This is a genomic window from Bradyrhizobium sp. U531, from assembly GCF_051710265.1.
Taxonomy (GTDB): domain Bacteria; phylum Pseudomonadota; class Alphaproteobacteria; order Rhizobiales; family Xanthobacteraceae; genus Bradyrhizobium.
This window is the reverse complement of record NZ_JASVEN010000002.1, coordinates 659,374-682,838: the sequence shown is the minus strand read 5'-3', so window position 1 is coordinate 682,838 and position 23,465 is coordinate 659,374. Positions and strand designations below refer to the sequence as shown.

20 protein-coding genes are annotated in these 23,465 nt (G+C 65.1%); 6 read left to right on the top strand and 14 right to left on the bottom strand.

The annotated features are described in order from the left end of the window. Nucleotides 1-61 precede the first annotated feature (61 nt). Together QRQ56_RS15125 and QRQ56_RS15120 are read left to right on the top strand one after the other, a co-directional pair. Nucleotides 62-1,027: a tyrosine recombinase XerC gene (locus QRQ56_RS15125; RefSeq protein WP_438741122.1), complete on the top strand. Its 966-nt coding sequence runs from the start codon at nucleotides 62-64 to the stop codon at nucleotides 1,025-1,027. Nucleotides 1,028-1,158: 131 nt separating this feature from the next. Continuing rightward, nucleotides 1,159-1,746 (top strand): DUF4337 domain-containing protein, encoded by a 588-nt coding sequence (locus QRQ56_RS15120; RefSeq protein WP_438741121.1) that lies wholly within the window; start codon nucleotides 1,159-1,161, stop codon nucleotides 1,744-1,746. Nucleotides 1,747-1,977: 231 nt separating this feature from the next. Here the strand turns inward: QRQ56_RS15120 and QRQ56_RS15115 are convergent, their stop codons facing one another. The 12 genes from QRQ56_RS15115 to QRQ56_RS15060 all read right to left on the bottom strand — a co-directional run bounded on the left by QRQ56_RS15115 (nucleotide 1,978) and on the right by QRQ56_RS15060 (nucleotide 16,109). Beyond that, nucleotides 1,978-2,508 carry a hypothetical protein gene (locus QRQ56_RS15115; protein WP_438741119.1) on the bottom strand — a complete coding sequence of 177 codons (531 nt, stop codon included), beginning with the start codon at nucleotides 2,506-2,508 and terminating at the stop codon, nucleotides 1,978-1,980. Nucleotides 2,509-2,542: 34 nt separating this feature from the next. Then, nucleotides 2,543-3,943 (bottom strand): dihydrolipoyl dehydrogenase, encoded by a 1,401-nt coding sequence (gene lpdA, locus QRQ56_RS15110; RefSeq protein WP_438741118.1) that lies wholly within the window; start codon nucleotides 3,941-3,943, stop codon nucleotides 2,543-2,545. 57 nt (nucleotides 3,944-4,000) lie between these two features. Continuing rightward, on the bottom strand, nucleotides 4,001-4,762 hold the full coding sequence (locus QRQ56_RS15105) for an SDR family oxidoreductase (RefSeq protein WP_438741116.1): 762 nt from the start codon (nucleotides 4,760-4,762) through the stop codon (nucleotides 4,001-4,003). A 55-nt stretch (nucleotides 4,763-4,817) separates the two neighbouring features. Continuing rightward, a complete protein-coding gene (odhB, locus tag QRQ56_RS15100) occupies nucleotides 4,818-6,062 on the bottom strand; it encodes a 2-oxoglutarate dehydrogenase complex dihydrolipoyllysine-residue succinyltransferase (RefSeq protein ID WP_438741114.1) in 1,245 nt (414 codons plus the stop codon). 180 nt (nucleotides 6,063-6,242) lie between these two features. After that, complete coding sequence (locus QRQ56_RS15095; RefSeq protein WP_438741112.1) at nucleotides 6,243-9,212, bottom strand: 2-oxoglutarate dehydrogenase E1 component; 2,970 nt, start codon at nucleotides 9,210-9,212, stop codon at nucleotides 6,243-6,245. Nucleotides 9,213-9,349: 137 nt separating this feature from the next. Beyond that, nucleotides 9,350-10,234 carry a succinate--CoA ligase subunit alpha gene (gene sucD / locus QRQ56_RS15090; protein WP_035702902.1) on the bottom strand — a complete coding sequence of 295 codons (885 nt, stop codon included), beginning with the start codon at nucleotides 10,232-10,234 and terminating at the stop codon, nucleotides 9,350-9,352. A 36-nt stretch (nucleotides 10,235-10,270) separates the two neighbouring features. After that, complete coding sequence (locus tag QRQ56_RS15085) at nucleotides 10,271-10,750, bottom strand: DUF1579 family protein (protein ID WP_008538937.1); 480 nt, start codon at nucleotides 10,748-10,750, stop codon at nucleotides 10,271-10,273. Nucleotides 10,751-10,754: 4 nt separating this feature from the next. After that, nucleotides 10,755-11,951 carry an ADP-forming succinate--CoA ligase subunit beta gene (gene sucC, locus QRQ56_RS15080; RefSeq protein ID WP_438741110.1) on the bottom strand — a complete coding sequence of 399 codons (1,197 nt, stop codon included), beginning with the start codon at nucleotides 11,949-11,951 and terminating at the stop codon, nucleotides 10,755-10,757. Between the two features lie 205 nt (nucleotides 11,952-12,156). Continuing rightward, nucleotides 12,157-13,125: a malate dehydrogenase gene (mdh, locus tag QRQ56_RS15075; protein WP_027533317.1), complete on the bottom strand. Its 969-nt coding sequence runs from the start codon at nucleotides 13,123-13,125 to the stop codon at nucleotides 12,157-12,159. A 245-nt stretch (nucleotides 13,126-13,370) separates the two neighbouring features. Further along, entirely contained in the window at nucleotides 13,371-14,555 is a 1,185-nt protein-coding gene (zapE, locus tag QRQ56_RS15070) for a cell division protein ZapE (protein ID WP_438741109.1), read from the bottom strand. A 208-nt stretch (nucleotides 14,556-14,763) separates the two neighbouring features. Continuing rightward, a complete protein-coding gene (gene thpR, locus QRQ56_RS15065) occupies nucleotides 14,764-15,300 on the bottom strand; it encodes an RNA 2',3'-cyclic phosphodiesterase (protein WP_438741108.1) in 537 nt (178 codons plus the stop codon). Between the two features lie 173 nt (nucleotides 15,301-15,473). After that, nucleotides 15,474-16,109 (bottom strand): arylesterase, encoded by a 636-nt coding sequence (locus tag QRQ56_RS15060; protein ID WP_438741485.1) that lies wholly within the window; start codon nucleotides 16,107-16,109, stop codon nucleotides 15,474-15,476. 55 nt (nucleotides 16,110-16,164) lie between these two features. On the opposite strand from QRQ56_RS15060, the gene QRQ56_RS15055 reads away from it, so the two are divergent. From QRQ56_RS15055 to QRQ56_RS15040, 4 genes are all read left to right on the top strand, one after another. Next, nucleotides 16,165-16,884, top strand: coding sequence for an ABC transporter ATP-binding protein (locus QRQ56_RS15055; protein ID WP_438741106.1), 720 nt, complete (start codon nucleotides 16,165-16,167; stop codon nucleotides 16,882-16,884). Next, nucleotides 16,881-19,451, top strand: a complete 2,571-nt coding sequence (locus QRQ56_RS15050) for an ABC transporter permease (protein WP_438741104.1) — start codon at nucleotides 16,881-16,883, stop codon at nucleotides 19,449-19,451. The genes QRQ56_RS15055 and QRQ56_RS15050 overlap by 4 nt, the downstream gene beginning before the upstream one ends. A 281-nt stretch (nucleotides 19,452-19,732) precedes the next feature. After that, nucleotides 19,733-20,524, top strand: a complete 792-nt coding sequence (locus tag QRQ56_RS15045; RefSeq protein WP_438741103.1) for a Bax inhibitor-1/YccA family protein — start codon at nucleotides 19,733-19,735, stop codon at nucleotides 20,522-20,524. A gap of 334 nt (nucleotides 20,525-20,858) precedes the next feature. Next, nucleotides 20,859-21,389 carry a GNAT family N-acetyltransferase gene (locus QRQ56_RS15040; RefSeq protein WP_438741102.1) on the top strand — a complete coding sequence of 177 codons (531 nt, stop codon included), beginning with the start codon at nucleotides 20,859-20,861 and terminating at the stop codon, nucleotides 21,387-21,389. A gap of 127 nt (nucleotides 21,390-21,516) precedes the next feature. Here QRQ56_RS15040 and QRQ56_RS15035 read toward each other — a convergent pair whose 3' ends face one another. Then, entirely contained in the window at nucleotides 21,517-21,882 is a 366-nt protein-coding gene (locus tag QRQ56_RS15035) for a DUF2794 domain-containing protein (RefSeq protein WP_438741101.1), read from the bottom strand. A 615-nt stretch (nucleotides 21,883-22,497) separates the two neighbouring features. Beyond that, nucleotides 22,498-23,274, bottom strand: a complete 777-nt coding sequence (locus QRQ56_RS15030; RefSeq protein WP_438741099.1) for a DUF1223 domain-containing protein — start codon at nucleotides 23,272-23,274, stop codon at nucleotides 22,498-22,500. Nucleotides 23,275-23,465 lie beyond the last annotated feature (191 nt).

The window sequence follows — 23,465 nt, the reverse complement described above, 5'->3', positions numbered from 1 at the left end:
CTTAGCGAACGTTAACGAGTCTGATGCGATATACTGAGCGGAATCATTACGTCCAGAGCGCATGAGCAAAGCGGCCGCCCCATTGATCGAGCTCGCCAGCGCCGATCCCTCGATCGCGCAGGAGATGACGCGCTGGCTGTCGCATCTCGGCGCCGAGCGGCGGCTGTCGCCGAAGACGCTGGAGGCCTATGGCCGCGACCTCAGGCAGTGCCTGGATTTCCTTTGCAGCCATTGGGGCGAGCGCGTGACGCTCAAGCGCTTCGCCGCGCTGGAGGCGACCGACGTGCGCGCCTTCATGGCGATGCGCCGGGCCGACGACATTGCCGGCCGCAGCCTGATGCGCGCGCTCGCAGGGCTGCGCTCGTTCGGCCGCTTCCTCGAACGCGAGGGCAAGGGCAAGGTCGGCGCGCTCTCTGCGATCCGCGCGCCGAAGGTCGCCAAGAGCCTGCCGAAGCCGCTGCCGATGGCATCCGCGAAACGTCTGGCCGATGCCGACGAGCGCGCCGGCGAGGACCGCGAGACCTGGATCCTCGCCCGCGACGCCGCCGTGATGGCGCTGCTATACGGCTCGGGCCTGCGCATCTCCGAAGCGCTCGGCCTGAAGCGCCGCGAGGTGCCCAAGCCCGGCGAAGGCGACGTGCTGATCGTGACGGGCAAAGGCAATAAGACCCGCATGGTGCCGGTGCTGCAGAACGTGCTGGAGCTGGTGCAGGACTACGTTGCGATGTGCCCCTATCCGCTGCCGGCGGAAAGCCCGATCTTCGTCGGCGCGCGCGGCGGCCCGTTGAGCCCGCGCATCATCCAGCTCGCCATGGAGCGGCTGCGCGGCGCGCTCGGCCTGCCCGACAGCGCGACGCCGCATGCGCTGCGCCACTCTTTCGCCACGCATCTGCTCTCGCGCGGCGGCGATTTGCGCGCCATCCAGGAATTGCTCGGCCATTCCTCGCTCTCGACCACGCAGGTCTATACCGGCATCGATTCCGAGCGCCTCCTGGAAGTCTACGCCAGCGCGCATCCGCGGCGGTGACGTTGCTGAACCAGCGCTGAATGGCCGCTGCTTCCTGACATGAAGCTGTCATAGCAACTCTCTTGGCCCGCGTGCCCCTTGCGCAGGCCGCGCGGTTCGGTCAATCGTTGGGAACCGAACAGGAGGGACTTATGAGCGCACATGAAAGCATGGAGCATGCCGAGCACGCCGAACACGCGTCCGGCTCGAACAAGAAGATCGCGCTCCTGATCGCGGTGCTGGCGCTGTTCCTGGCGGTCTCGGAGACGCTCGGCAAGGGCGCCCAGACCGAATCGATCAGCAAGAACGTCGAGGCCGCCAATCTCTGGGCGTTCTTCCAGGCCAAGAGCATCCGCCGCACCGTGGTGGTGACCGCGGCCGAGCAGGGCAAGCTTACGCTCGCCGGCGCGGACGAGGCGCAAAAGCCCGCCGTGCAGAAGCAGGTCGAGGACTGGACCAAGACCGCGGCGCGCTATCGCTCCGAGCCCGAGACCGGCGAAGGCACCGAGCAGCTCGCCGAGAAAGCCAAGCATGCCGAGCACGATCGCGACGAGGCGACCGCGAAATACCATCACTTCGAGCTGGCCTCGGCCGCCTTCCAAATCGGCATCGTGCTAGCCTCGGCCACCATCATCACCGGCATGCTCGCGCTGGCCTATGTCAGCGGCATCCTGACCCTCGCCGGCCTGTTCATGACCGGGCTCGGCCTGTGGTGGCCGCATCTGCTGCATTTGCATTGAGGGGCCGACGGCGCTTGTAGCCCGCATGAGCGAAAGCGACATGCGGGGGCGACAACGGAAGATCCCGGATGTCGCTTCGCTCATCCGGGCTACGGCACTTTCAGCCACACAAGCAGTGTCATGCCCCGGCTTGACCGGGGCATCCAGTACGCCGCGGCTTTTCGATTCAATCACGACCGCTGGTGGAATACTGGATTGCCCGCCTTCGCGGGCAATGACACTGAGTGTGTGTCACCGCGCCTGGTGCACGCTCTTCCTGAAGCGCTGGATCAGGCGCAGCGTGCGTGACGACCAGCCTTCGCCGTTGCCGGCGATCAGCTCGCGGATGCGCTGCTTGATCGGGTTGACGAGCTCGACGGCCCTGGCGCGGATCTTCAGCACCAGATCGTAGATCCGCTCGAACCAGCGCATCTCCAGAAGCTTGTCGCGCGTCACGTCGAACACGAAGGCGGTGACACCGACGCCGAGCAGTTTTGCGAACAGGAACGTGGACACGCCGCTCAGCCAATATTCATGGGTGAGCAGCCACAGGCCGACCAGCTTGAGCGGAAACAGCGGGATGATTGGCACCGCGAAGATGACCAGCGTCACCGCCGGCGACAGCGCATCGACACGGTCGGACAGCCATTGCTTGAAGCGCGCGAGCGGAATCGCCGCGACGACCTTCGCAACGATCGGCTCGAGATGGTCCCACAGCCAGGCTTCGATCAGGAAGACGATCGCAAGCAGGACCCAGACCGGTTGAAGAAGGCGGCGCAGCATGTGTTTCCCGCCCGATTCAGCGCTGGGCGCGTTGCTACATATGGATGGCCCGCTTGCCGACTGCAAGCGCGGCCTCCTTGATGGCCTCCGAGCGGGTCGGATGGGCGTGGCAGGTTCGCGCGAGATCTTCCGCACTGCCGCCAAACTCCATGAGAACGGCCGCCTCATGGATCATTTCGCCGGCTTCGCGGCCGATAATGTGCACGCCGAGCACTCGATCGGTCTTCGCATCTGCGAGAATCTTCACGAAGCCGTCGGTGGTCTGGTTGACCTTGGAGCGGCCGTTGGCGGTGAACGGAAACTTTCCGACGGTATAGGCGGTGCCGGCCTGCTTCAGTTCCTCCTCGGTCTTGCCGACGGAGGAGACTTCCGGCGTGGTATACACGACGCCCGGGATCACATCGTAATTCACGTGGCCGGCCTGCCCTGCGATGATCTCGGCGACCGCAACGCCTTCGTCCTCGGCTTTGTGCGCCAGCATGGGTCCGGCAACGACGTCGCCGATGGCATAGACGCCCTTCAGGCTGGTGGCGAAATGCGGATCGATCTGCACGCGGCCGCGGGGATCGAGCGCAACGCCCGCTTCCTTCAGGCCGAGCGCCTCGGTGTAGGGCACGCGGCCGATGCAGACCAGCACGACGTCGGCTTCAATCGTCTCGGCAGCGCCGCCAGCGGCCGGCTCGACCGTCGCCTTCAGCGACTTGCCCGAGGTGTCGACGCCCGTGACCTTGGCGCCGAGCTTGAACGAGAAGCCCTGCTTCTCGAGGATGCGCTGGAATTGCTTGGCGATCTCGCCGTCCATGCCGGGCAGGATGCGGTCCAAGAACTCGACGACGACGACTTCGGCGCCGAGACGGTGCCAGACCGAGCCGAGCTCGAGGCCGATCACGCCGGCGCCGACGATCAGGAGCTTGCCGGGGACCTTGTCGAGCGACAGCGCGCCGGTGGACGACACGATGCGCTTCTCGTCGATCTCGATGCCCTTGAGGCGCGCGATGTCCGAGCCGGTCGCGATCACAATGCTCTTGGTCTCGACCACCTGCGACTTGCCGTCGGCGGAGACCTCGACCTTGCCGGTGCCGAGGACCTTGCCGGTGCCCTTGATCACGTCGATCTTGTTCTTCTTCATCAGGAACTCGACACCCTTGACGTTGCCGTCGATGCCCTGCTGCTTGAAGTTCATCATCGCGGGAAGGTCGAGCTTCGGCGAGGAGACCGACACGCCCATCTTGGCGAAGGAGTGCGCGGCCTCCTCGAACATCTCGGAAGCGTGCAGCAGCGCCTTCGACGGCATGCAGCCGACATTGAGACAGGTGCCGCCGAGGCTGGCGTTCTTTTCGACCACGGCGACTTTCATGCCGAGCTGGCTGGCGCGCACCGCGCAGACATAACCGCCAGGTCCGGTGCCGATGACGACGAGATCGTAGGTAGCCATGAGAGAAAGTCCCGTGAGGTTTAGCGTGAAGACGAGATGGCAGCGTCCGCCGGTGCGTCAGCGTCCGCCGGACACATCGAGCGTGGCTGCGGTGATGTAGGAGGCCTCGTCCGACATCAGCCAGACGATGGCATTGGCGATTTCATCAGCGGTGCCGACGCGCTTCATCGGCACCATATGGGCCAGACGATGGTGCCGGTCGGGCTCGCCGCCCGAGGCGTGGATTTCGGTGTCGATCAGGCCCGGGCGAATGCCCGCAACGCGAATGCCTTCGTTTGCGACCTCGTAGCCGAGACCGGTGGTGAAGGAATCGATCGCGCCCTTTGACGCGGCGTAATCAACATAAGTGTTGGGCGCGCCGAGCTTCGCCGCAACCGACGACAGGTTGACGATGACGCCGCCCTCGCCGCCATGCTTCGTCGACATCCGCTTCACGGCCTCGCGCGCACAGAGGATCGAGCCGGTGACGTTGACCGCCATCACACGCTGGATGCGCTCGGCCGACATCTCGTCGACGCGCACGCCGCTCGTGCCGACGATGCCGCCATTGTTGACGAGTGCGCCGAGGGTGCCGAACTTGTCGGCCTCCTTGAACAGGTCGACGATGTCGCGCTCTTCCGCCACATCGCATTTCACCGCGATCGCCTTGCCGTTGCTGGCCTCGATCGTAGCGACCACCTCGTCGGCGGCCTTCTTGTTGCTGGCGTATCCGACCACGACCCGGTAGCCGCGCGCGGCCGCCGCGATCGCGGTCGCCCGCCCGATGCCGCGGCTGCCGCCGGTGATGACAACGACCTTATCCGTCACGCGCGCCTCCATGGTTCGACACGCGCCGTCGCGCAATTGTGCGACGGCGCTCGCAAAGCATCAGGAATCAGAGATCGAGCACCAGGCGCGCCGGATCTTCCAGGCTCTCCTTGACGCGAACCAGGAAGGTGACGGCTTCCTTGCCGTCGATGACGCGGTGATCGTAGGACAGCGCCAGATACATCATCGGGCGGACCTCGATCTTGCCGCCGACGACCATCGGACGCTCCTGGATCTTGTGCATGCCGAGAATGCCGGACTGCGGCGCGTTCAGGATCGGGGTCGACATCAGCGAGCCGTAGATGCCGCCATTGGTGATGGTGAAGGTGCCGCCCTGCATCTCGTCGATCTTGAGCTGGCCGTCACGGGCACGGCGACCGAAATCGGCGATGCCCTTCTCGATGTCGGAGATCGACTTGTGGTCGCAATCGCGCACCACGGGCACGACGAGGCCCTTGTCGGTGCCGACGGCGACGCCGATGTGGTAGTAGTTCTTGTAGATCAAATCGGTGCCGTCGATCTCGGCGTTGACGGCCGGGATGTCCTTCAGCGCCTGCACGACGGCCTTGGTGAAGAAGCCCATGAAGCCGAGCTTGGCGCCGTGCTTCTTCTCGAACGCATCCTTGTAGTGGGCACGCAGCGCCATCACGTTGGTCATGTCGACCTCGTTGAAGGTCGTCAGCATGGCCGCGGTGTTCTGCACGTCCTTGAGGCGGCGCGCGATGGTCTGGCGCAGCCGGGTCATCTTGACGCGCTCTTCGCGGGCGGCGTCATCGGCCGGCGAAGGCGCACGGACCTGCACGGCTGCGGCAGGCTGGTTGACCGGGGTCGGCGCGGAGGCCGCACGCTCGATCGCAGCGAGCATGTCGCCCTTGGTGACGCGGCCGTCCTTGCCGGAGCCCGGAACGGTCGAGGCATCGACGCCGCTCTCGGCGGAAAGCTTGCGCACGGACGGGGCGAGCGGCGCATCGGCCGGCGGCGCCTTCGCGGCCGGAGCCGGCGCGGGAGCAGCAGCCGCGGGAGCCGGAGCAGCAGCGGCGGGCTTGGCGGGCGCAGCAGCCGGCTTTGCACCGGCGGCGCCTTCGGTGATCTGGCCGAGCAGCGCGCCGACCGCAACGGTCGTGCCGTCGGCGGCGATGATCTCGCTCAGCGTACCCGCGGAGGGCGCCGGGACTTCGATGGTGACCTTGTCGGTCTCGAGCTCCACCAAGGGCTCGTCGACGGCCACGGCATCACCAGCCTTCTTGAACCAGCGGCCGATGGTGGCCTCGGTGACGGATTCGCCGAGCGTCGGCACACGAATTTCAGTCATGGTCTTTTCCTTAAGGGATCGCGGTCGCGGACAGGAATTCAAGTGTCATCGCCCGCCTTGTGCGCGGTGGCGCACGGGGCCGGGCGATCCAACGCGCCGTGCCGTCCGTGACAATCACAGGCGGCGCGGAGTACTGGATGCCCCGCCTCCGCGGGGCATGACGACGTCTTTAAAAACTTCTCAGCTCAGTGCTTCGTCCAGGAACGCCTTCAACTGCGCCTGATGCTTGGACATCAGGCCAGTCGCGGTCGCGGCGGAAGCGGCGCGGCCGACATAACGCGGACGCCGGCTCGCACCGTTCACCTGGTTCAGCACCCATTCCAGATAGGGCTCGATGAAGTGCCAGGCACCCATGTTGCGGGGCTCTTCCTGGCACCACACCACTTCGGCCTTCTTGAAGCGCGACAGCTCGGCCACCAGCGCCTTCAGCGGCACCGGATAGAGCTGCTCGACGCGCATCAGGTAGATGTCGTCGATGCCGCGCTTCTCGCGCTCCTCGTAAAGGTCGTAATAGACCTTGCCGGAGCACAGCACGATGCGGCGGAGCTTCTCGTCCGGGACGAGCTTGACGGCCTCGTTCGGCAGCATCTGGGCGTCATCGTACAGGATGCGATGGAACGTCGTTCCCTTCGCGAGCTCCTCGAGACGCGAAACCGCCCGCTTGTGGCGCAGCAGCGACTTCGGCGTCATCAGGATCAGCGGCTTGCGGATCTCGCGATGAAGCTGCCGGCGCAGCACGTGGAAGTAGTTCGCCGGCGTGGTCGGATAGACCACCTGCATGTTGTCTTCCGCGCACATCTGCAGGTAACGCTCGAGGCGCGCCGAGGAGTGCTCCGGTCCCTGGCCCTCATAGCCGTGCGGCAGGAGGCAGACGAGACCGGACATGCGCAGCCATTTGCGCTCGCCCGAGGAGATGAACTGGTCGAACACGACCTGCGCACCGTTGGCGAAGTCGCCGAACTGGGCTTCCCACAGTGTCAGCGTATTCGGCTCGGCGAGCGAGTAGCCGTATTCGAAACCAAGTACGGCTTCTTCCGACAGCAGCGAGTTGATGACCTCGTAATGGCCCTGCTCGTTGCCGAGATGGTTGAACGGCGTGTAGCGGCTCTCGTCCTCCTGGTCGATCAGGACGGAGTGGCGCTGCGAGAAGGTGCCGCGCTCGGAGTCCTGTCCGGACAGGCGGACATGGTGCTTCTCGTTCAGCAGCGTGCAGAACGCCAGCGCTTCGCCGGTCGCCCAGTCGATGCCGTTGCCGCTGTCGATCGCCTTCGAGCGGTTCTCGAGGAAACGCTGGATGGTGCGGTGGGCACGGAAGCCGTCCGGCACCTTGGTGATCTTGCGGCCGATATCCTTCAGGGCGGCGATGTCGACGCCGGTCACGCCTCGCCGCGCATCTTCTTCCTGGTCGGCGATCTTGAAGCCCGCCCACTTGCCGTCGAGCCAATCGGCCTTGTTGGGCTTGTAGCCGGAACCGGCTTCGAGCTCGGCGTCGAGCCGTGCGCGCCAGTCGGCCTTGGCCTTGTCGACCTCACCCTCGGTCAGCACGCCTTCGCTGACCAGACGGCGAGCATAGAGCTCCAGCGTGGACGGATGCGCCGCGATCTTCTTGTACATCACCGGCTGGGTGAACGCCGGTTCGTCGCCCTCGTTATGGCCATGCCTGCGGTAGCAGAACATGTCGATGACGACGGGCTTGTGGAATTTCTGCCGGAACTCGATCGCGACCTTGGCCGCGAACACCACGGCTTCGGGATCGTCGCCGTTCACATGGAAGATCGGCGCGTCGATCATCTTCGCCACATCCGACGGATAGGGCGAGGAGCGCGAGTAACGCGGATAGGTGGTGAAGCCGATCTGGTTGTTGACGATGAAATGGACGGAGCCGCCGGTGCGGTAGCCCTTCAGGTCGGAGAGGCCGAAGCACTCCGCGACCACGCCCTGGCCGGCGAAGGCGGCGTCGCCATGCATCAGCAGCGGCAGCACCGAGATACGCATATCCGGGGGATCGCCGTGCTGGTCCTGCTTGGCGCGGACCTTGCCGAGCACGACGGGATCGACGATCTCGAGATGCGAGGGATTGGCGGTCAGCGACAGATGGATGCGGTTGCCGTCGAACTCGCGGTCCGAGGACGCGCCGAGGTGGTACTTGACGTCGCCCGAGCCTTCGACCGCGTCAGGGTTGGCCGAGCCGCCCTTGAATTCGTGGAACAGCGCGCGGTGCGCCTTGCCCATCACCTGCGTCAGCACGTTGAGGCGACCGCGGTGCGGCATGCCCAGCACGATTTCCTTCACGCCGAGATTGCCGCCGCGCTTGATGATCTGCTCGAGCGCGGGGATCAGGGATTCGCCGCCGTCGAGGCCGAAGCGCTTGGTGCCGGTGAACTTGGTGTCGCAGAACTTCTCGAAGCCCTCGGCTTCGATCAGCTTCATCAGGATGGCGCGGCGACCCTCGCGGGTGAACGAGATCTCCTTGTCCGGACCCTCGATGCGCTCCTGGATCCAGGCCTTCTGCGCGGCATTGCTGATGTGCATGAACTCGACGCCGAGCGTCTGGCAGTAGGTGCGCTCGCAGATCGCGGTGATCTCGCGCAAGCTGCCATATTCGAGGCCGAGCACGTGATCGAGGAAGATCTTGCGGTCGAAATCGGCTTCGCTGAAGCCGTAGGTGCGGGGATCGAGCTCTTCGCGGTTGCGCGGGGCTTCGATGCCGAGCGGATCGAGCTTGGCGTGGAAGTGGCCGCGCATGCGGTAGGAGCGGATCAGCATCAGGGCGCGGACCGAGTCGCGCGTGGCCTGGAGCAGGTCGGCGGAGGAGAGGCTGGCGCCCTTGTCGCCCGTCTTGGCCTGCGCCTTGGCGGCGATCTTGGCACCCACCGCCTTCTCGACTTCGGCCCAATTGCCGTCGAGGGCGGAGGTCAGGTCGTCCTGCGGGGTCAGCGGCCAGTTGTCGCGTTCCCAGGACGGCCCTTCCGCGTTCTTGCTGATGTCAGCAGGGGCGTCGTTCAGGCTCTTGAAGAACTCCTGCCACTCGGCGTCGACCGAGGAGGGGTCCTTCTGGTAGCGGGCGTAGATTTCGTCGATGTAGGTGGCGTTGGTGCCCTGCAAAAAGGATGACAGGGCAAAGGCTGCGTTCGCGTCCTGGCGAGACATACTTGAGTTCCTGGCGATTTCGGTTCGCGCATAACAAACGGCGCTGGCACCGAGCTCCCCGGCAGAGGCTCGGCGCGACAGGCACCCTTTACCCTATTTGCTGCGAAACTTCGCCCGGAAAAGTACGAAGAAGTGAATTAGCCTTTCAACTTTTCGGCAAGCGTATGGCCGAGGCGGGCGGGCGACGGGGACACTGTAATACCTGCCGATTTCATCGCCTCGGTCTTGGAACCGGCATCACCCTTGCCGCCCGAAATGATCGCGCCGGCGTGGCCCATGCGGCGGCCGGGAGGGGCGGTGACGCCGGCGATGAAACCGACCATCGGCTTCTTGCGGCCGCGCTTGGCCTCGTCCTTGAGGAACTGGGCGGCGTCTTCCTCGGCGGAACCGCCGATCTCACCGATCATGATGATCGACTCGGTCTTGGGGTCGGCCAGCAGCATTTCGAGGACGTCGATGAACTCGGTTCCCTTGACCGGGTCGCCGCCGATGCCGACCGCGGTGGTCTGGCCGAGGCCTTCCTGGGAGGTCTGGAACACGGCTTCATAGGTCAGCGTGCCCGAGCGGGAGACGATGCCGACCGAGCCGGTCTTGAAGATGTTGGCGGGCATGATGCCGATCTTGCACTCGCCGGCGGTCATGACGCCCGGGCAGTTCGGCCCGATCAGGCGCGACTTGGAGCCGGCCAGAGAACGCTTCACGCGGACCATGTCGATGACGGGAATGCCCTCGGTGATGCAGACGATCAGCGGGATCTCGGCGTCGATGGCTTCGCAGATCGCGTCGGCCGCGCCCGGCGGCGGAACGTAGATCACCGAGGCGTCGGCGCCGGTCTTCTCACGCGCATCGCGCACGGTGTCGAACACCGGCAGGCCCAGATGGGTCGAGCCGCCTTTGCCCGGCGAGGTGCCGCCGACCATCTTGGTGCCGTAGGCGATCGCGGCCTCCGAGTGGAAGGTGCCGTTCTTGCCGGTGAAGCCCTGGCAGATGACCTTGGTGTTCTTGTCGATCAGGATGGACATGAGGTCTGCTTTCGCGAAACTAACGGAGTGAGAGGGTCAGTGGATGCGGCGGTAGACGCCGGTGAGCACGTCGGCCCAACCTTCCGCGTCCGGCGAGAACTGGATCTTCAACGAATAGGAATTGTCGTCGATGATTTCGTAGACGTGGCGCGCATTGCCGCGGAGCGAGCCGCGCACCAGCGTCAGGGTCTTGCCGACCCACCCGCCGGAAGCGGGCGAAGGCGGCGTGTAACCGAGCGAGTCGTACCAAAACAGTTTGTAGGTCCGGTCGTCGCGGTCGAAAGTGAAGATGCCGTGGGTGGCGAAGACCTGCTTGCCGTCGCGCATCTGGACACTGTCCTGGATCAGGTAAAACCCATTGAGGTCCATGCGCGCGACGGTGCGCGAGGTTGCCGGCCCGCCCGCCGTCCAGCGTGACGGGAAGACCACCTCTTCGCCATCCCATTCGCCGGCGAACGCGGAAAGACGCGCGTGCTCGGGAAGCGGAGATGATGCGGCGAGATGGTCCTGGGCCATGGCGTTAGCCTCCCTTGACGGCCTTCACGATCTTCTGCGCGGCGTCGTCGAGATTGTCGGCCGGCACCACGTTCAGTCCGGATTCACGGATGATCTTCTTGCCGAGCTCGACATTGGTGCCTTCGAGGCGGACCACCAGGGGCACGCTGAGGCCGACTTCACGCACCGCAGCCGTGACGCCCTCGGCGATCACGTCGCACTTCATGATGCCGCCGAAGATGTTGACCAGGATGCCCTTCACGTTGGGATCGGCGGTGATGATCTTGAAGGCGGCTGCGACCTTCTCCTTGCTGGCGCTGCCGCCGACATCGAGGAAATTCGCCGGCGACATGCCGTAGAGCTTGATGATGTCCATCGTCGCCATGGCAAGACCTGCGCCGTTGACCATGCAGCCGATGTTGCCGTCGAGGGTGACGTAGTTGAGGTCGTATTTGGACGCCTCGATTTCCTTGGCGTCTTCCTCGGTCTCGTCGCGCAGCGCGAGCACCTCGGGATGACGGAACAGCGCGTTGTCGTCGAACGACACCTTGGCGTCGAGCACGCGGAGCTGGCCCTGCTTGGTCACGACCAACGGGTTGATCTCCAGCATCGCCATGTCCTTGGCGATGAAGGCCGCGTAGAGCTGCGCGGTGAGCTTCTCGGCCTGCTTGGCGAGATCACCGGAGAGCTTCAGCGCGTTGGCGACGGTGCGGCCGTGATGGCCCATGATGCCGGTGGCGGGATCGACGGAGAAGGTGACGATCTTCTCGGGATTGTTGTGCGCGACGTCCTCGATGTTGACGCCGCCTTCGGTCGAGACGACGAACGAGACGCGCGAGGTCTCGCGGTCAACCAGGAGCGAGAGATAGAATTCCTTGTCGATGTCCGAGCCGTCCTCGATGTAGAGGCGGTTGACCTGCTTGCCGGCGGGGCCGGTCTGGATGGTCACGAGCGTCGCGCCCAGCATCTGCTTGGCGAACTCGGAGACTTCCGCGGCCGACTTGGCGATGCGGACGCCGCCCTTGTCGCCGGCCGAGGCTTCCTTGAACTTGCCCTTGCCGCGGCCGCCGGCGTGGATCTGGCTCTTCACCACATAGACCGGACCCGGCAACGCCTTGGCGGCGGCGTCCGCGTCGGCGGCCTTGAGGACCGGAACGCCCTTGGAGATCGGCACGCCGAATTCACCCAGCAGCGCCTTGGCCTGATATTCATGGATATTCATATGGTCGCTCCCTGAACCCGCGGGCGGTGACCTCTAGGGGCCCACCTCAGTCTTGTGGCTGGCATACCATATACCACAGGAACTGCAACCCGGATTCTTTGACATCGATCTGGACTGCCGACCCGGGGCCTGTCCCGACAACCGGGCCCCGGAAATGAAACCGCCGAAGACCGGTTTTCGGGCTTCGGCGGGAAGTATCTGGCGCTTAGCGGCCGAGAAGATCGGGGGCGATCTTCTTGCAGGCGTCGACCAGACCCTGCACGGCGCCGACCGACTTGTCGAAGGCCTCGCGGTCCTTGCCGGCGAGCTCGATCTCGACGACGCGCTCGACGCCCTTGGAGCCGATCACGACGGGTACGCCGACATACATGTCCTTCACGCCGTATTCGCCGTTGAGGTAGGCGGCCGAGGCCAGCACGCGCTTCTTGTCACGCAGATAGCTCTCGGCCATCGCTATCGCCGAGGCGGCCGGGGCGTAGAAGGCCGAGCCGGTCTTGAGCAGATTGACGATCTCGGCGCCGCCGTTGCGGGTGCGGTCGACGATCTCGTCGAGGCGCGCCTGCGAGGTCCAGCCCATCTTGACGAGGTCGGGCAGCGGGATGCCGGCGACGGTGGAATACTTCACCAGCGGCACCATGGTGTCGCCGTGGCCGCCGAGCACGAAGGCGGTGACGTCTTCGACCGAGACGTTGAATTCGTCGGCCAGGAAGTAGCGGAAGCGCGACGAATCCAGCACGCCGGCCATGCCGACGACCTTCTTGTGCGGCAGACCGCTCGCCTTCTGCAGTGCCCAGACCATCGCGTCGAGCGGGTTGGTGATGCAGATGACGAAAGCGTCGGGCGCGTACTTCTTGATGCCGGCGCCGACCTGCTCCATGACCTTGAGGTTGATGGAGAGGAGGTCGTCGCGGCTCATGCCGGGCTTGCGCGGCACGCCGGCGGTGACGATGCAGACCTTGGCGTTGTCGAGCGCTTCGTAGGAGTTGGCGCCGGTGTAGTGCGCGTCGAAGCCGTCGACCGGCGAGGACTGCGCGATGTCGAGCGCCTTGCCCTGCGGCACGCCCTCGGCGATGTCGAACATCACGACGTCGCCCAGTTCTTTCAGGCCGATGAGGTGAGCCAGCGTTCCGCCGATCTGACCGGAGCCAATCAAAGCAATCTTGTCGCGCGCCATGTGAGCCTGTCCTTTAGACACGTAAGGAGTGGGAAAACTGAGAGGGTGGTTATCCCTTTCGCCTCCCCCGTTCAAGTCGCCGGATGCCCAATTGTCGGGCTTGGCGCGATAGCAGCCATACCGGGCACGTCATTCCGGGGCGCGCGAAGCGCGAGCCCGGAATCCATCGGGCGGCAGAACGCGCTGATGAATGGATTCCGGGCTCGTCGCTTCGCGACGCCCCGGAATGACGGCGGGAATAGGACTTAAGTCTCTACCAGGCCCTTGGTGGAGCCGCTGGCGGTGGAATCCTTGCGGCCGTGCGCCAGTGCCAGATAGGATTCCGAGCTCATCTCGATCAGCCGCGAGGCCGTCCGCTTGAACTCCATGGCCTCGTTGCCCTCATGGGCAAGGTACAGCGAGATCGGGTTGGCGTCGGCCGAGGCCATCAGCTTCACCGCATTGTCATAGAGCGTGTCGATCAGCGTGATGAAGCGCTTGGCGGCGTTGCGCTGGGAGAAGTCCATCACTGGAATACGGTCGACCAGGATGGTGTGATAATCGTGCGCCAGCCTGAGGTAATCCGATGCGCCGAGCGGCTTCTCGCAGAGGTCGGCGAAGGAAAACCGCGCGACGCCGTGGGCCGAGCACGGCACGTGCAGGATGCGGCCCTTGATCGAAATGTCGCGCGAGCGGCATTTGGCGCCGCCCGACATCCGCGACCAGGCGCGGTCGAGCGCGGCGTCCGCATCGGCGTCCGCCGGCGTCAGCCACATCGGCACGCCCTGCAACTTTTCCAGCCGGAAGTCGGTGCGCGCGTCGAGCCGCGCGACGTCCATGTGATCGGTGATCTGCTTGATGAAGGGCAGGAACAGCGAACGGTTCAGGCCGCCCTTGTAGAGATCGTCGGGCGCGACGTTGGAGGTCGCCACCACGACGGTGCCGAGCTCGAACAACTTCGCGAACAGGCGTCCGAGGATCATCGCGTCGGCAATGTCGGTGACGTGGAATTCGTCGAAGCAGAGCAGCCAGCTTTCCTCGAAGATCGCATTCGCGGTCAGCGCGATGACGTCGCCGTCGGCGATCTCGCCGCGCGCGATGCTCTGCCGGTAGTCGTAGATGCGCTCATGCACATCGGCCATGAATTCGTGGAAATGCGCGCGCCGCTTGTGCTCTACGGTCGCGTGCTGGAAGAACAGGTCCATCAGCATGGTCTTGCCGCGGCCGACCTCGCCATGGATGTAGAGCCCGCGCGGGGCCTCGTCCTTGTCGCTGCTGAACAGGCGGGCGAGCAGCCCCTGCTTGCGCTGCGGCCTGTAGTTCGCAAGCCGCAGATCGAGCGCCGCATAGGCTTCGGCGACCTCGGCCTGCGCGGCATCCGGCTCGATGGCGCCGGAGGCGATCTGGGCCTGATAGGCTTCGCTGAAGGGGGAACTGGGGGTCGAGAGCATGCCCCTTTACCGCCAGAGACCGCGGCAAATTGCAAGCCGTCAATTGGTGCGAGGCGCTATGCGTTCCGTGTCCCGGACGCGGTGCGGCGCGAAGTGCCGCTCCGCAGAGCCGGGACCAACTATTTCGTACATTGACGGTAGAGCGATGGGCCCCGGCTCTGCGGCGCAACGCTACGCGCTGCACCGCGTCCGGGGCAGGAGAACTACATCACTCACACAGCTCGTACGCATCCTCGACCACATACGGCCCGCCGCCCGTCGAGGCCCGCGACGAGAACAGAACGAAACGCTCGGCCGTGAACGCCTTGCTGGGGAAGTAGCCGCGCAGCGACAGATAATCGGCGACGTCGCGGTCGGTGGCGTCGTGCAGGCGGGCCAGCGTGACGTGCGGGATGAACTTGCGGCCTTCCGGATTGAGACCGATCCGCTGCATCATGCGTTCGAGCTCGGCCTGCAATTCCATCAGCGGCTTGCTCGGTGCGATGGTCGCAACGACGGCGCGTGGCTTGCGGCCGCCGAAGCTGGTGAGGCCCTGCACCTTGACCTCGAAGGGCTTGCGGTCGACGCGAAACAGCAACGAGGCGATCTCGTTGGCGGAGACGCCGTCGATATCGCCGATGAAGCGCAAGGTGACGTGATAATTTTCGGGATCGATCCATCGGGCGCCGGGAAGGCCGCCCCTCAAGTTGGAAAGCGACTGGCCGATCTCGGCCGGAATTTCCAGACCCGTGAACAAACGCGGCATCGTTTCGCACTCCCGATGCTTGGGTACGATCCTTCGAGCAGGATCATATCCAAATTAGAGCCGGCGACGAATCACCGGTACCCTGATTCCTATCGCAGTTGTGTGACTCTGCGAAGCGGAGCCGGCCTCACCCCGGTAAAACCCTGGGAATTACCGAGAGCGCTGCCTGCGTTTCAACGCCGTTGCCCAGCGATCGTGCCAAGGAATGCCTCGACCGTGGGCATGACGTTGCCGACGATGATGTCGACGCCCGCGGCAGTCGGATGAATGCCATCGGCCTGGTTGAGCTTAGCGTCGGCTGCAACGCCCTCGAGGAAGAACGGATAGAGCGGCACGTCGAACCGTTTCGCCAGATCCGGATAAATCGAATTGAAGCGCGCGGCATAGTCGGCGCCGTAATTCGGCGGCGCCACCATGCCGCACAACATCACCGCGATCTTTCGCGCCTTCAGCCGCTGCACGATGTCGGTGAGCGCGGCCCGTGCCAGATCGGGATCGATGCCGCGCAGGGCGTCGTTGGCGCCGAGCTCGACGATCACCCCATCGGTTCCTTCGGGGACCGACCAGTCGAGCCGGTCGCGCCCGCCGGAGGTGGTGTCGCCGGACACGCCGGCATTGGTCATGTCGACCTCTATACCCTTGGCCCGCAAAGCCTTTTGGAGCTTCTGGGGGAACGCCTCCTGGGCCGGAAGGCCAAGACCGGCGCTCAGGGAATCGCCGAGGACGACGAGCTTGACCGGTTTTGTCGCCTCCGCCCAAGCCTGGTTCGCCATTGTCATGAAGACGAGCATCAACACGGCTATGTGCATGAAGAATCGGTAACGCCTCTCGACCGCGCTATCGGACTTGCCATATGACCGGACCATGGACACTCGCATCGAACCCTCTTCGCTCGCCGCTACCGCGGACACCATCGCCATCTCCAACGTCAATCTCTCATTGGGCACGGGCGCGGCACGCGTTCACATTCTCAAGGATATCAGCCTGCGGGTCGGCCGTAGCGAGACGATCGGCCTGATCGGCCCGTCAGGCTCGGGCAAATCCACGCTGCTGATGGTGATGGCGGGGCTGGAGCGTCCTGATAGCGGAGAGGTGGTGGTCTCAGGCACGCCTTTCAATGCCCTCGACGAGGACGCGCTGGCCCGCTTCCGCGGCCGCCAGGTCGGCATCGTCTTCCAGTCCTTCCACCTGATCCCGACCATGACGGCACTGGAGAACGTTGCGGTGCCGCTCGAGCTTGCCGGCAATCCCGACGCCGCGAAGCGCGCGGCGCAGGAGCTGCAATCCGTCGGTCTCGGCGATCGTCTGCATCATTATCCGACGCAGCTCTCCGGCGGCGAGCAGCAGCGCGTGGCGCTGGCGCGCGCGCTCGCGCCCGATCCCGCCATCCTCGTGGCCGACGAGCCGACCGGCAATCTCGACGAGGCCACCGGACACCAGATCGTCGATCTCCTGTTCAGCAAACATGCCGAGCGCGGCATGACGCTGGTGCTGGTGACGCACGATTCCTCGCTCGCGCATCGCTGCGATCGAGTGATCCGCCTGCGATCGGGCCGCATCGACACGCAGACAGCGCCGGCATGAGCATCGCCGCAGAATCGTTCGCGAAGCCGAACGGCGTCGCGCTGTCGCTGCGTTACGCGCTGCGCGAATTGCGCGGGGGCTTGCGCGGCTTTTACGTCTTCATCGCCTGCATCGCGCTCGGCGTGATGGCGATTGCCGGTGTCGGCTCGGTGTCGGCGAGCCTGTCCGACGGCCTCGCCCGCGAGGGCCGCACGCTGCTCGGCGGCGACGTCTCCTTCGTGCTGTTCCAGCGCGAGGCCAAGCCCGAAGAGGTCGCCTTCCTGCGCTCGCGCGGCACCGTCTCCACGGCCGCCACCTTGCGCGGCATGGCCCGCGCGGCCGACGGCCAGCTCGCTTTGGTCGAGATGAAGGCGGTCGACGACACCTATCCGATGCTGGGCCAGCTGACGCTGGCGCCGCAGCTGCCGATGTCCGACCTGCTCGCGGAGCGCGACGGCGCGTTCGGAGCGGCAGCCGATCCGACGCTGCTGGCACGCTTGTCGCTGAAGACTGGCGACCGCGTCACCATCGGCTCCGCGACCTTCCAGATCCGCTCGACCGTCGAGGCCGAGCCGGACAAGCTCGCCGGCGGCATCGGCTTCGGCCCGCGCTTCCTGATCAGCCAGGCGGGCCTGCGCGCCACCGGCCTGATCCAGCCCGGCAGCCTGGTGCGTTGGGTCTACCGGGTGAAGCTGCCCGAAATCGCCAACAACGAGCGCGCCACCGATGCCTTCATCGCGGATGCCCGCAGCGCCGCGCCGCAGGCCGGCTGGGAGATTCGCAGCCGCTCCAACGCCTCGCCGCAGCTCGAACGCAACATCAACCGCTTCACGCAGTTCCTGACACTCGTCGGCCTTGCCGCGCTGCTGGTCGGCGGCGTCGGTGTCGCCAATGCCGTGAAGAGCCATATCGACCGCCGCCTCGAAGTGATCGCCGCCCTCAAGGCCGTCGGCGCCACCGGGCGCGACGTGTTCGGCATCTATCTCGCGCAGGTTCTGCTGCTCGCAGGCATCGGCTCGGTGATCGGCCTTGCGCTCGGCGCCGCCATGCCGTTCGCGATCGTCGGCCTGTTCGGCAAACTGCTGCCGCTGCCGGTGGTGCCGGCCGTGCATGCCGACGAGCTCACGCTGTCCTTTGTCTATGGCCTGCTCACCGCGCTCGCCTTCGGCCTGTGGCCGCTCGGGCGCGTTCACGACGTGCCGGTGGCGGCACTGTTCCGCGACACCATCAGCTCGGAATGGCACCGGCCGCGCGCGGGCTATCTCGTGTTCATGGGCGTGGTGATCGCTCTGCTGATCGCCGTCGTGATCGGACTGTCGTTCGACAAGCGCATCGCCGCGGTGTTCGTGGCTTCTTCCGTCGTGGTGTTCGCGCTGCTGCGCGGCATCGCTGTCCTCCTGATGGCCATCGCGCGGCGATTACCGCGGACACGGCTGCCGATGCTGCGGCTCGCGATCGCGAACATCCACCGGCCCGGCGCGCTGACGCCCTCGGTCGTGCTGTCGCTGGGCCTCGGCCTTGCCGTGCTCGTCACCATCACCCAGATCGACGGCAATCTGCGCCGGCAGTTCCTGGCGGCGCTGCCCGATCGCGCGCCGTCGTTCTTTTTCATCGACATTCCGAGCGCGCAGGCGGCGCAGTTCGACCTCTACCTGCGCCAGATCGCGCCCGGCGCGACGGTCGAGGACGTGCCGATGCTGCGCGGACGCATCGTCGGCGCGCGCGGGGTCCGCGCCGAGGAGCTCAAGCCCACAACCGATTCCGAATGGGTGCTGCAGAGCGACCGCGGCCTGACCTATACCGGCGAGCTGCCGAAGGGCTCCAAGGTGGTCGAGGGCGAATGGTGGAGCCCCGATTATTCCGGCCCGATTCTGGTCTCGATGGAGAAGAAAATCGCCGACGGATTGGGCCTCAAGCTCGGCGACGAGGTCGTGGTCAACGTGCTCGGCCGCGACATTCCCGCCCGAATCGGCAATCTGCGCACCATCGACTGGCAGGGGCTCGGCATCAATTTCGTTCTGGTGTTCTCGCCGAACGCCTTCAAGGGCGCTCCGCACACCCACATCGCGACCCTGACGGAATCCGGGGGAACCGCGACGGGCGACGGCAAGATCATCAAGCAGGTCGCCGACGCCTATCCGATGGTGACGAGCGTGCGCGTACGCGAGGTGATGGAGACGGTCGGCTCGGTGGTGACAAATCTGGCGCTGGCGATCCGCGGCGCCAGTGCCGTGACCCTGATCTCGGCGATCCTGGTGCTGGGCGGGGCGCTCGCTGCCGGCCATCGCCACCGGGTCTACGATGCCGTGATCCTGAAAACGCTGGGTGCGACAAGGCTGCGGCTGCTCGGCGCCTATGCGCTCGAATATCTCCTGATCGGGCTCGCCACCGCATTGTTCGGCGTGATCGCCGGCAGCCTGGCTGCCTGGATGATCGTAACGCGGCTGATGACGCTGAGCTTCGTCTGGCAGGCCGGCAGTGCGGCCGGGGTGGTCGCGGCGGCGCTGGTCGTCACCGTCGGGCTCGGGCTCGCCGGCACGCTGCTGGCATTGAACAAAAAGCCTGCCACGGTGTTGCGGAATTTGTGACAAAATGTAGCGGATCGGCGCACGACAGCGGAATCGCACGATTCCCGCGATTAACCACGACTGCTCGTCAGGTTCGCGTCAGGATTGCCGCCAAGGGCGACATTCAGCCGCGCGTGGAAGGTTGCAGCGAATGTGTTAGTTTCCCACATATCGAATGGGTTCGGAGCCCCGATTGTTAGCCAAAATTTAGTCGGTTGGCGTCGGTATCCGAGATAGAGTTTGAAGAACCGGCGGCATGGCGACCCTCATGCCGGACCGGACCAACCAACGGGAATTCGACCATGTCGGACCTAGACCGTAACTACGCTTCTCCTTTCGGCAGGGCCGCCGGGCGTGCTGACGCCGCGACGGTCGATGCCGGCCTGCGCGCCTACATGCTGCGCATCTACAACTACATGAGCATCGGCCTGGCCATCACCGGCCTTGCCGCGCTCGGTGTCTACATGGCTGCCGTGACCGACGTGCCGACCGCGGACGCCGTCCGCGTCGGCAAGATGTTCCTGACGCCGTTCGGCTACGCGATGTTCGTCAGCCCGCTGAAGTGGCTGTTCATGCTCGCGCCGCTCGCCATGGTGTTCGTGATCTCGGCGGGCATCAACCGTCTGGCTCCCTCGACCGCCCAGATCCTGTTCTGGGTGTTCTCGGCGCTGATGGGCATCTCGCTGTCGTCGATCTTCCTGGTGTTCACGCACACCTCGATCGTGCGGGTGTTCTTCATCACCGCGGCGACCTTCGGTGCGCTCAGCCTCTACGGCTACACCACCAAGCGTGACCTGACCGGGATGGGCTCGTTCCTGTTCATGGGCCTGATCGGCATCATCATCGCGAGCCTGGTGAACCTGTTCCTGGCTTCTTCGATGCTGCAGTTCATCGTGTCGGTGGTCGGCGTGCTGGTGTTCGCGGGCCTCACCGCCTGGGATACCCAGCGGCTGAAGAACGACTACATCTACGGCTACGCTTCGGCCGGCGGTGACATCGCAGAGCGTGCGGCCATCACCGGCGCGCTGTCGCTGTACCTGAACTTCATCAACCTGTTCACGCTGCTGCTGCAGCTGCTCGGCCAGCGCGACTAAGCGCCAGGCCCAGAGAACGGACACGAACCCCGGCCGAGAGGCCGGGGTTTTTGTTTGGGGGATGGCAGCCACACCCCGTGCCCCGCAGGCCGGATGGAGCGCAGCGAAATCCGGGCCAGGCCTCTCCGCGGATACGATTGCCCCGGATTACGCTGCGCTCCATCCGGGCTACAGGCGACGTCTCTCTCCTCGTCATTGCGAGGAGCGAAGCGACGAAGCAATCCAGAGTCCCTCCGCGGATGCATTTCTGGATTGCTTCGCTGCGCTCGCAATGACGGGTGTGGAGGCGGCGCGGCCCCTTCCAGCGGTCCCGGGAAGCCTTTAGGCTGATGCCATGACCGCACCTGACATCAGGCCCACGACCGAGGCCGACCTTCCCGCCATCACCGCCATCTATCAGCAGGCCGTCCGCGAGGGCACCGCGACGTTCGAGCTGGAGCCGCCCGACCTGGCCGAGATGACGCGCCGCTATCGCGCGCTGGTCGACGGCGGCTATCCCTATTTCGTCGCCATCCTCGAGGGCCGCGTCGCCGGCTATGCCTATGCCGGCGCCTACCGGCCCCGGCCGGCCTATCGCTTCACGGTCGAGAACTCGATCTATCTCGATCCCTCCTTCCATCGCCGCGGCATCGGCGCGAGGCTGCTGGAGCGGCTGGTCACCGAGTGCGAGGCGCGCGGCTACCGCCAGATGATCGCGGTGATCGGCGATTCCGCCAATGCCGGCTCGATCGGCGTGCACACCCGGGGCGGCTTCAAGATGATCGGCACGCATCCGAGCGTCGGGCTGAAATTCGGCCGCTGGCTGGATACGGTGATGATGCAGCGCGACCTTGGCGAGGGCGCGAAGAGCATTCCGACAAAATAGGTCTCTACTTGTCATTCCGGGGCGTGCGCAGCGCGAGCCCGGAATCCATTGAGCGGCACAGACGGTGGTTGAATGGATTCCGGGCTCGCGACTTCGTCGCGCCCCGGAATGACGACCATTGATCCCGCTACACCACCGCCAGCTTGCGATCGATCACCAGCAGCACGCGCTCCAGCTCGTGGCCGCGGCGCAGGATCAGGCCGGTGGCCGAGATCACGCTGTACATGCCCTGCTTGCGCGCCAGGCGCGGGTCCTTCTCGATGCGGTAGATCGGCACTTCCGAAGCGCGCCGATAGACCGAGAACACGGCGCGGTCCTTCAGGAAATCGATGGCGTAGTCGCGCCACTCGCCGTCGGCGACCATGCGGCCGTAGAGATTGAGAATACGGTGCAGCTCGATCCGGTTGAACGTCACCCTGCTTTGTTGCGCATTCGCAGCGGGGCGCGCCGCCGCGCGCTGCTCGCTGGGATCGGCATCCTCCGACAGACTCATGGAGAGTCTCCTCATCGCTACGTCATCGCATGACATGACCGCGGCCCCGCGAACCGTCCCCGGAACCGGAGGATCATGACAACGGCATGATTGCGCCAACCGTTGCTCGCCGCAAGGCTCTTGATGGAACCTGGGAACGCGCCGGATTCAACCCATCGAATCAGTTGTGACTCGCGCCACACGCAAAGGTGGAACTCTGTCGCGGCAAGCCGTCACGGGATCGTTAGAAGGAATCACAGGATCGCCGCTTTTCCGCCCATCGCCCGCCGCCCTGCATTGCGAAAAGATTCGTGTGCGTTGACCCGGTCCTTTCGGTTCCGGATTCCTCAGCCCCCAGCCCCCCGGGGTCGAACAGGATCGGGTCTGTACGCGCGACAAGGAGGGCCAACGCAAGTTGGTCCTTTTTTGTTTGTGTCGGGATGTTTCCGGCGCGCCGCGTTTTTTCCAGACATCAGCGAAAAGACTCTCTGTGCTCATCCCGAGGAGCGCACTCTTGCGCGCGTCTCGAAGGATCGAAGCCCGAACTGCATCAGCGGGGGCCTTACATGGTTCGAGACGCGCGCAGGAGCGCGCTCCTCACCATGAGGGTTGAGAGCAGAGTGCGACGCTAGAGAATCAGTGCAGCGACGTGTAGGCAGCGCCGAGCATCGGACCGGGCTTCTCGCGGCTGCCGTCCTGGACATAGACCACCGCGCCGTCGACGCCGTCGCGCGTGAGATTCTCGATCGGCACCGTCCAGCTTTCCGAACGTCCGGTCCAATCACCGACCTTGAGCAGGTTGCGCACCACGTTGTGATAGGTGACCTGCTGCCCGCGATTCTCGCCGCGGCTGATTGCGATCGAAACCGATTTGGCGATCGAGCAGATCCAGACCTCGCCATGCGAGACGGTCGGCTCCTTGCTCGCGGCGACCGACACGTTGATCTGCTTGCCGGCGAGCGACATCGTCACCGGCACGCTCATCACGCCCATGCCCTTGTCGGTGTTGCCGATCGCGTTCTCGATACCGGAGCGATCGCTGCCGATGACATGGGTCGAGCCGTTGACCACGACCTGCGGCGTGTAGACCTCGCGGTCGCCGCGCATGCGCGAATAAGCGCGCTGCCGTGCGGAGAAACGCGAATCCGCCAGCGTGTCCTTCCAGCCGAGATAGTCCCAATAATCGATCGGCATGCTCAGCGCGATGACAGAAGGATCCTTGGAGAGGTCACCGATGATCTTGTCGGCGGGCGGGCAGGAGGAGCAGCCCTGCGAGGTGAACAATTCGACGACGGCGCGCGGATCGGCGGAGGCGGGAACGATGGCGGCGACGATGGCGCAGACGCCGAGAGCTCCCGACCAGAGCGCACCGGACCAACGCGAAACCAGATGAGAGGCCGTCATTGTTGTCATGTCGAACGTCACACACCGTCACTCGTGGAGAGGATCTTATCGCCTGATGGTCACCGTAGTCTTACGGGCACGACGCATTCGTCCACCCAAGCCACCGTCAAAGGACCGTTTTCCGCCGGGCGGGCCAATCCGATACGTACCCTGAACGCACGAAGGCGGCCTTGTGATAGGCCGCCTTCGTTTAACCTTCT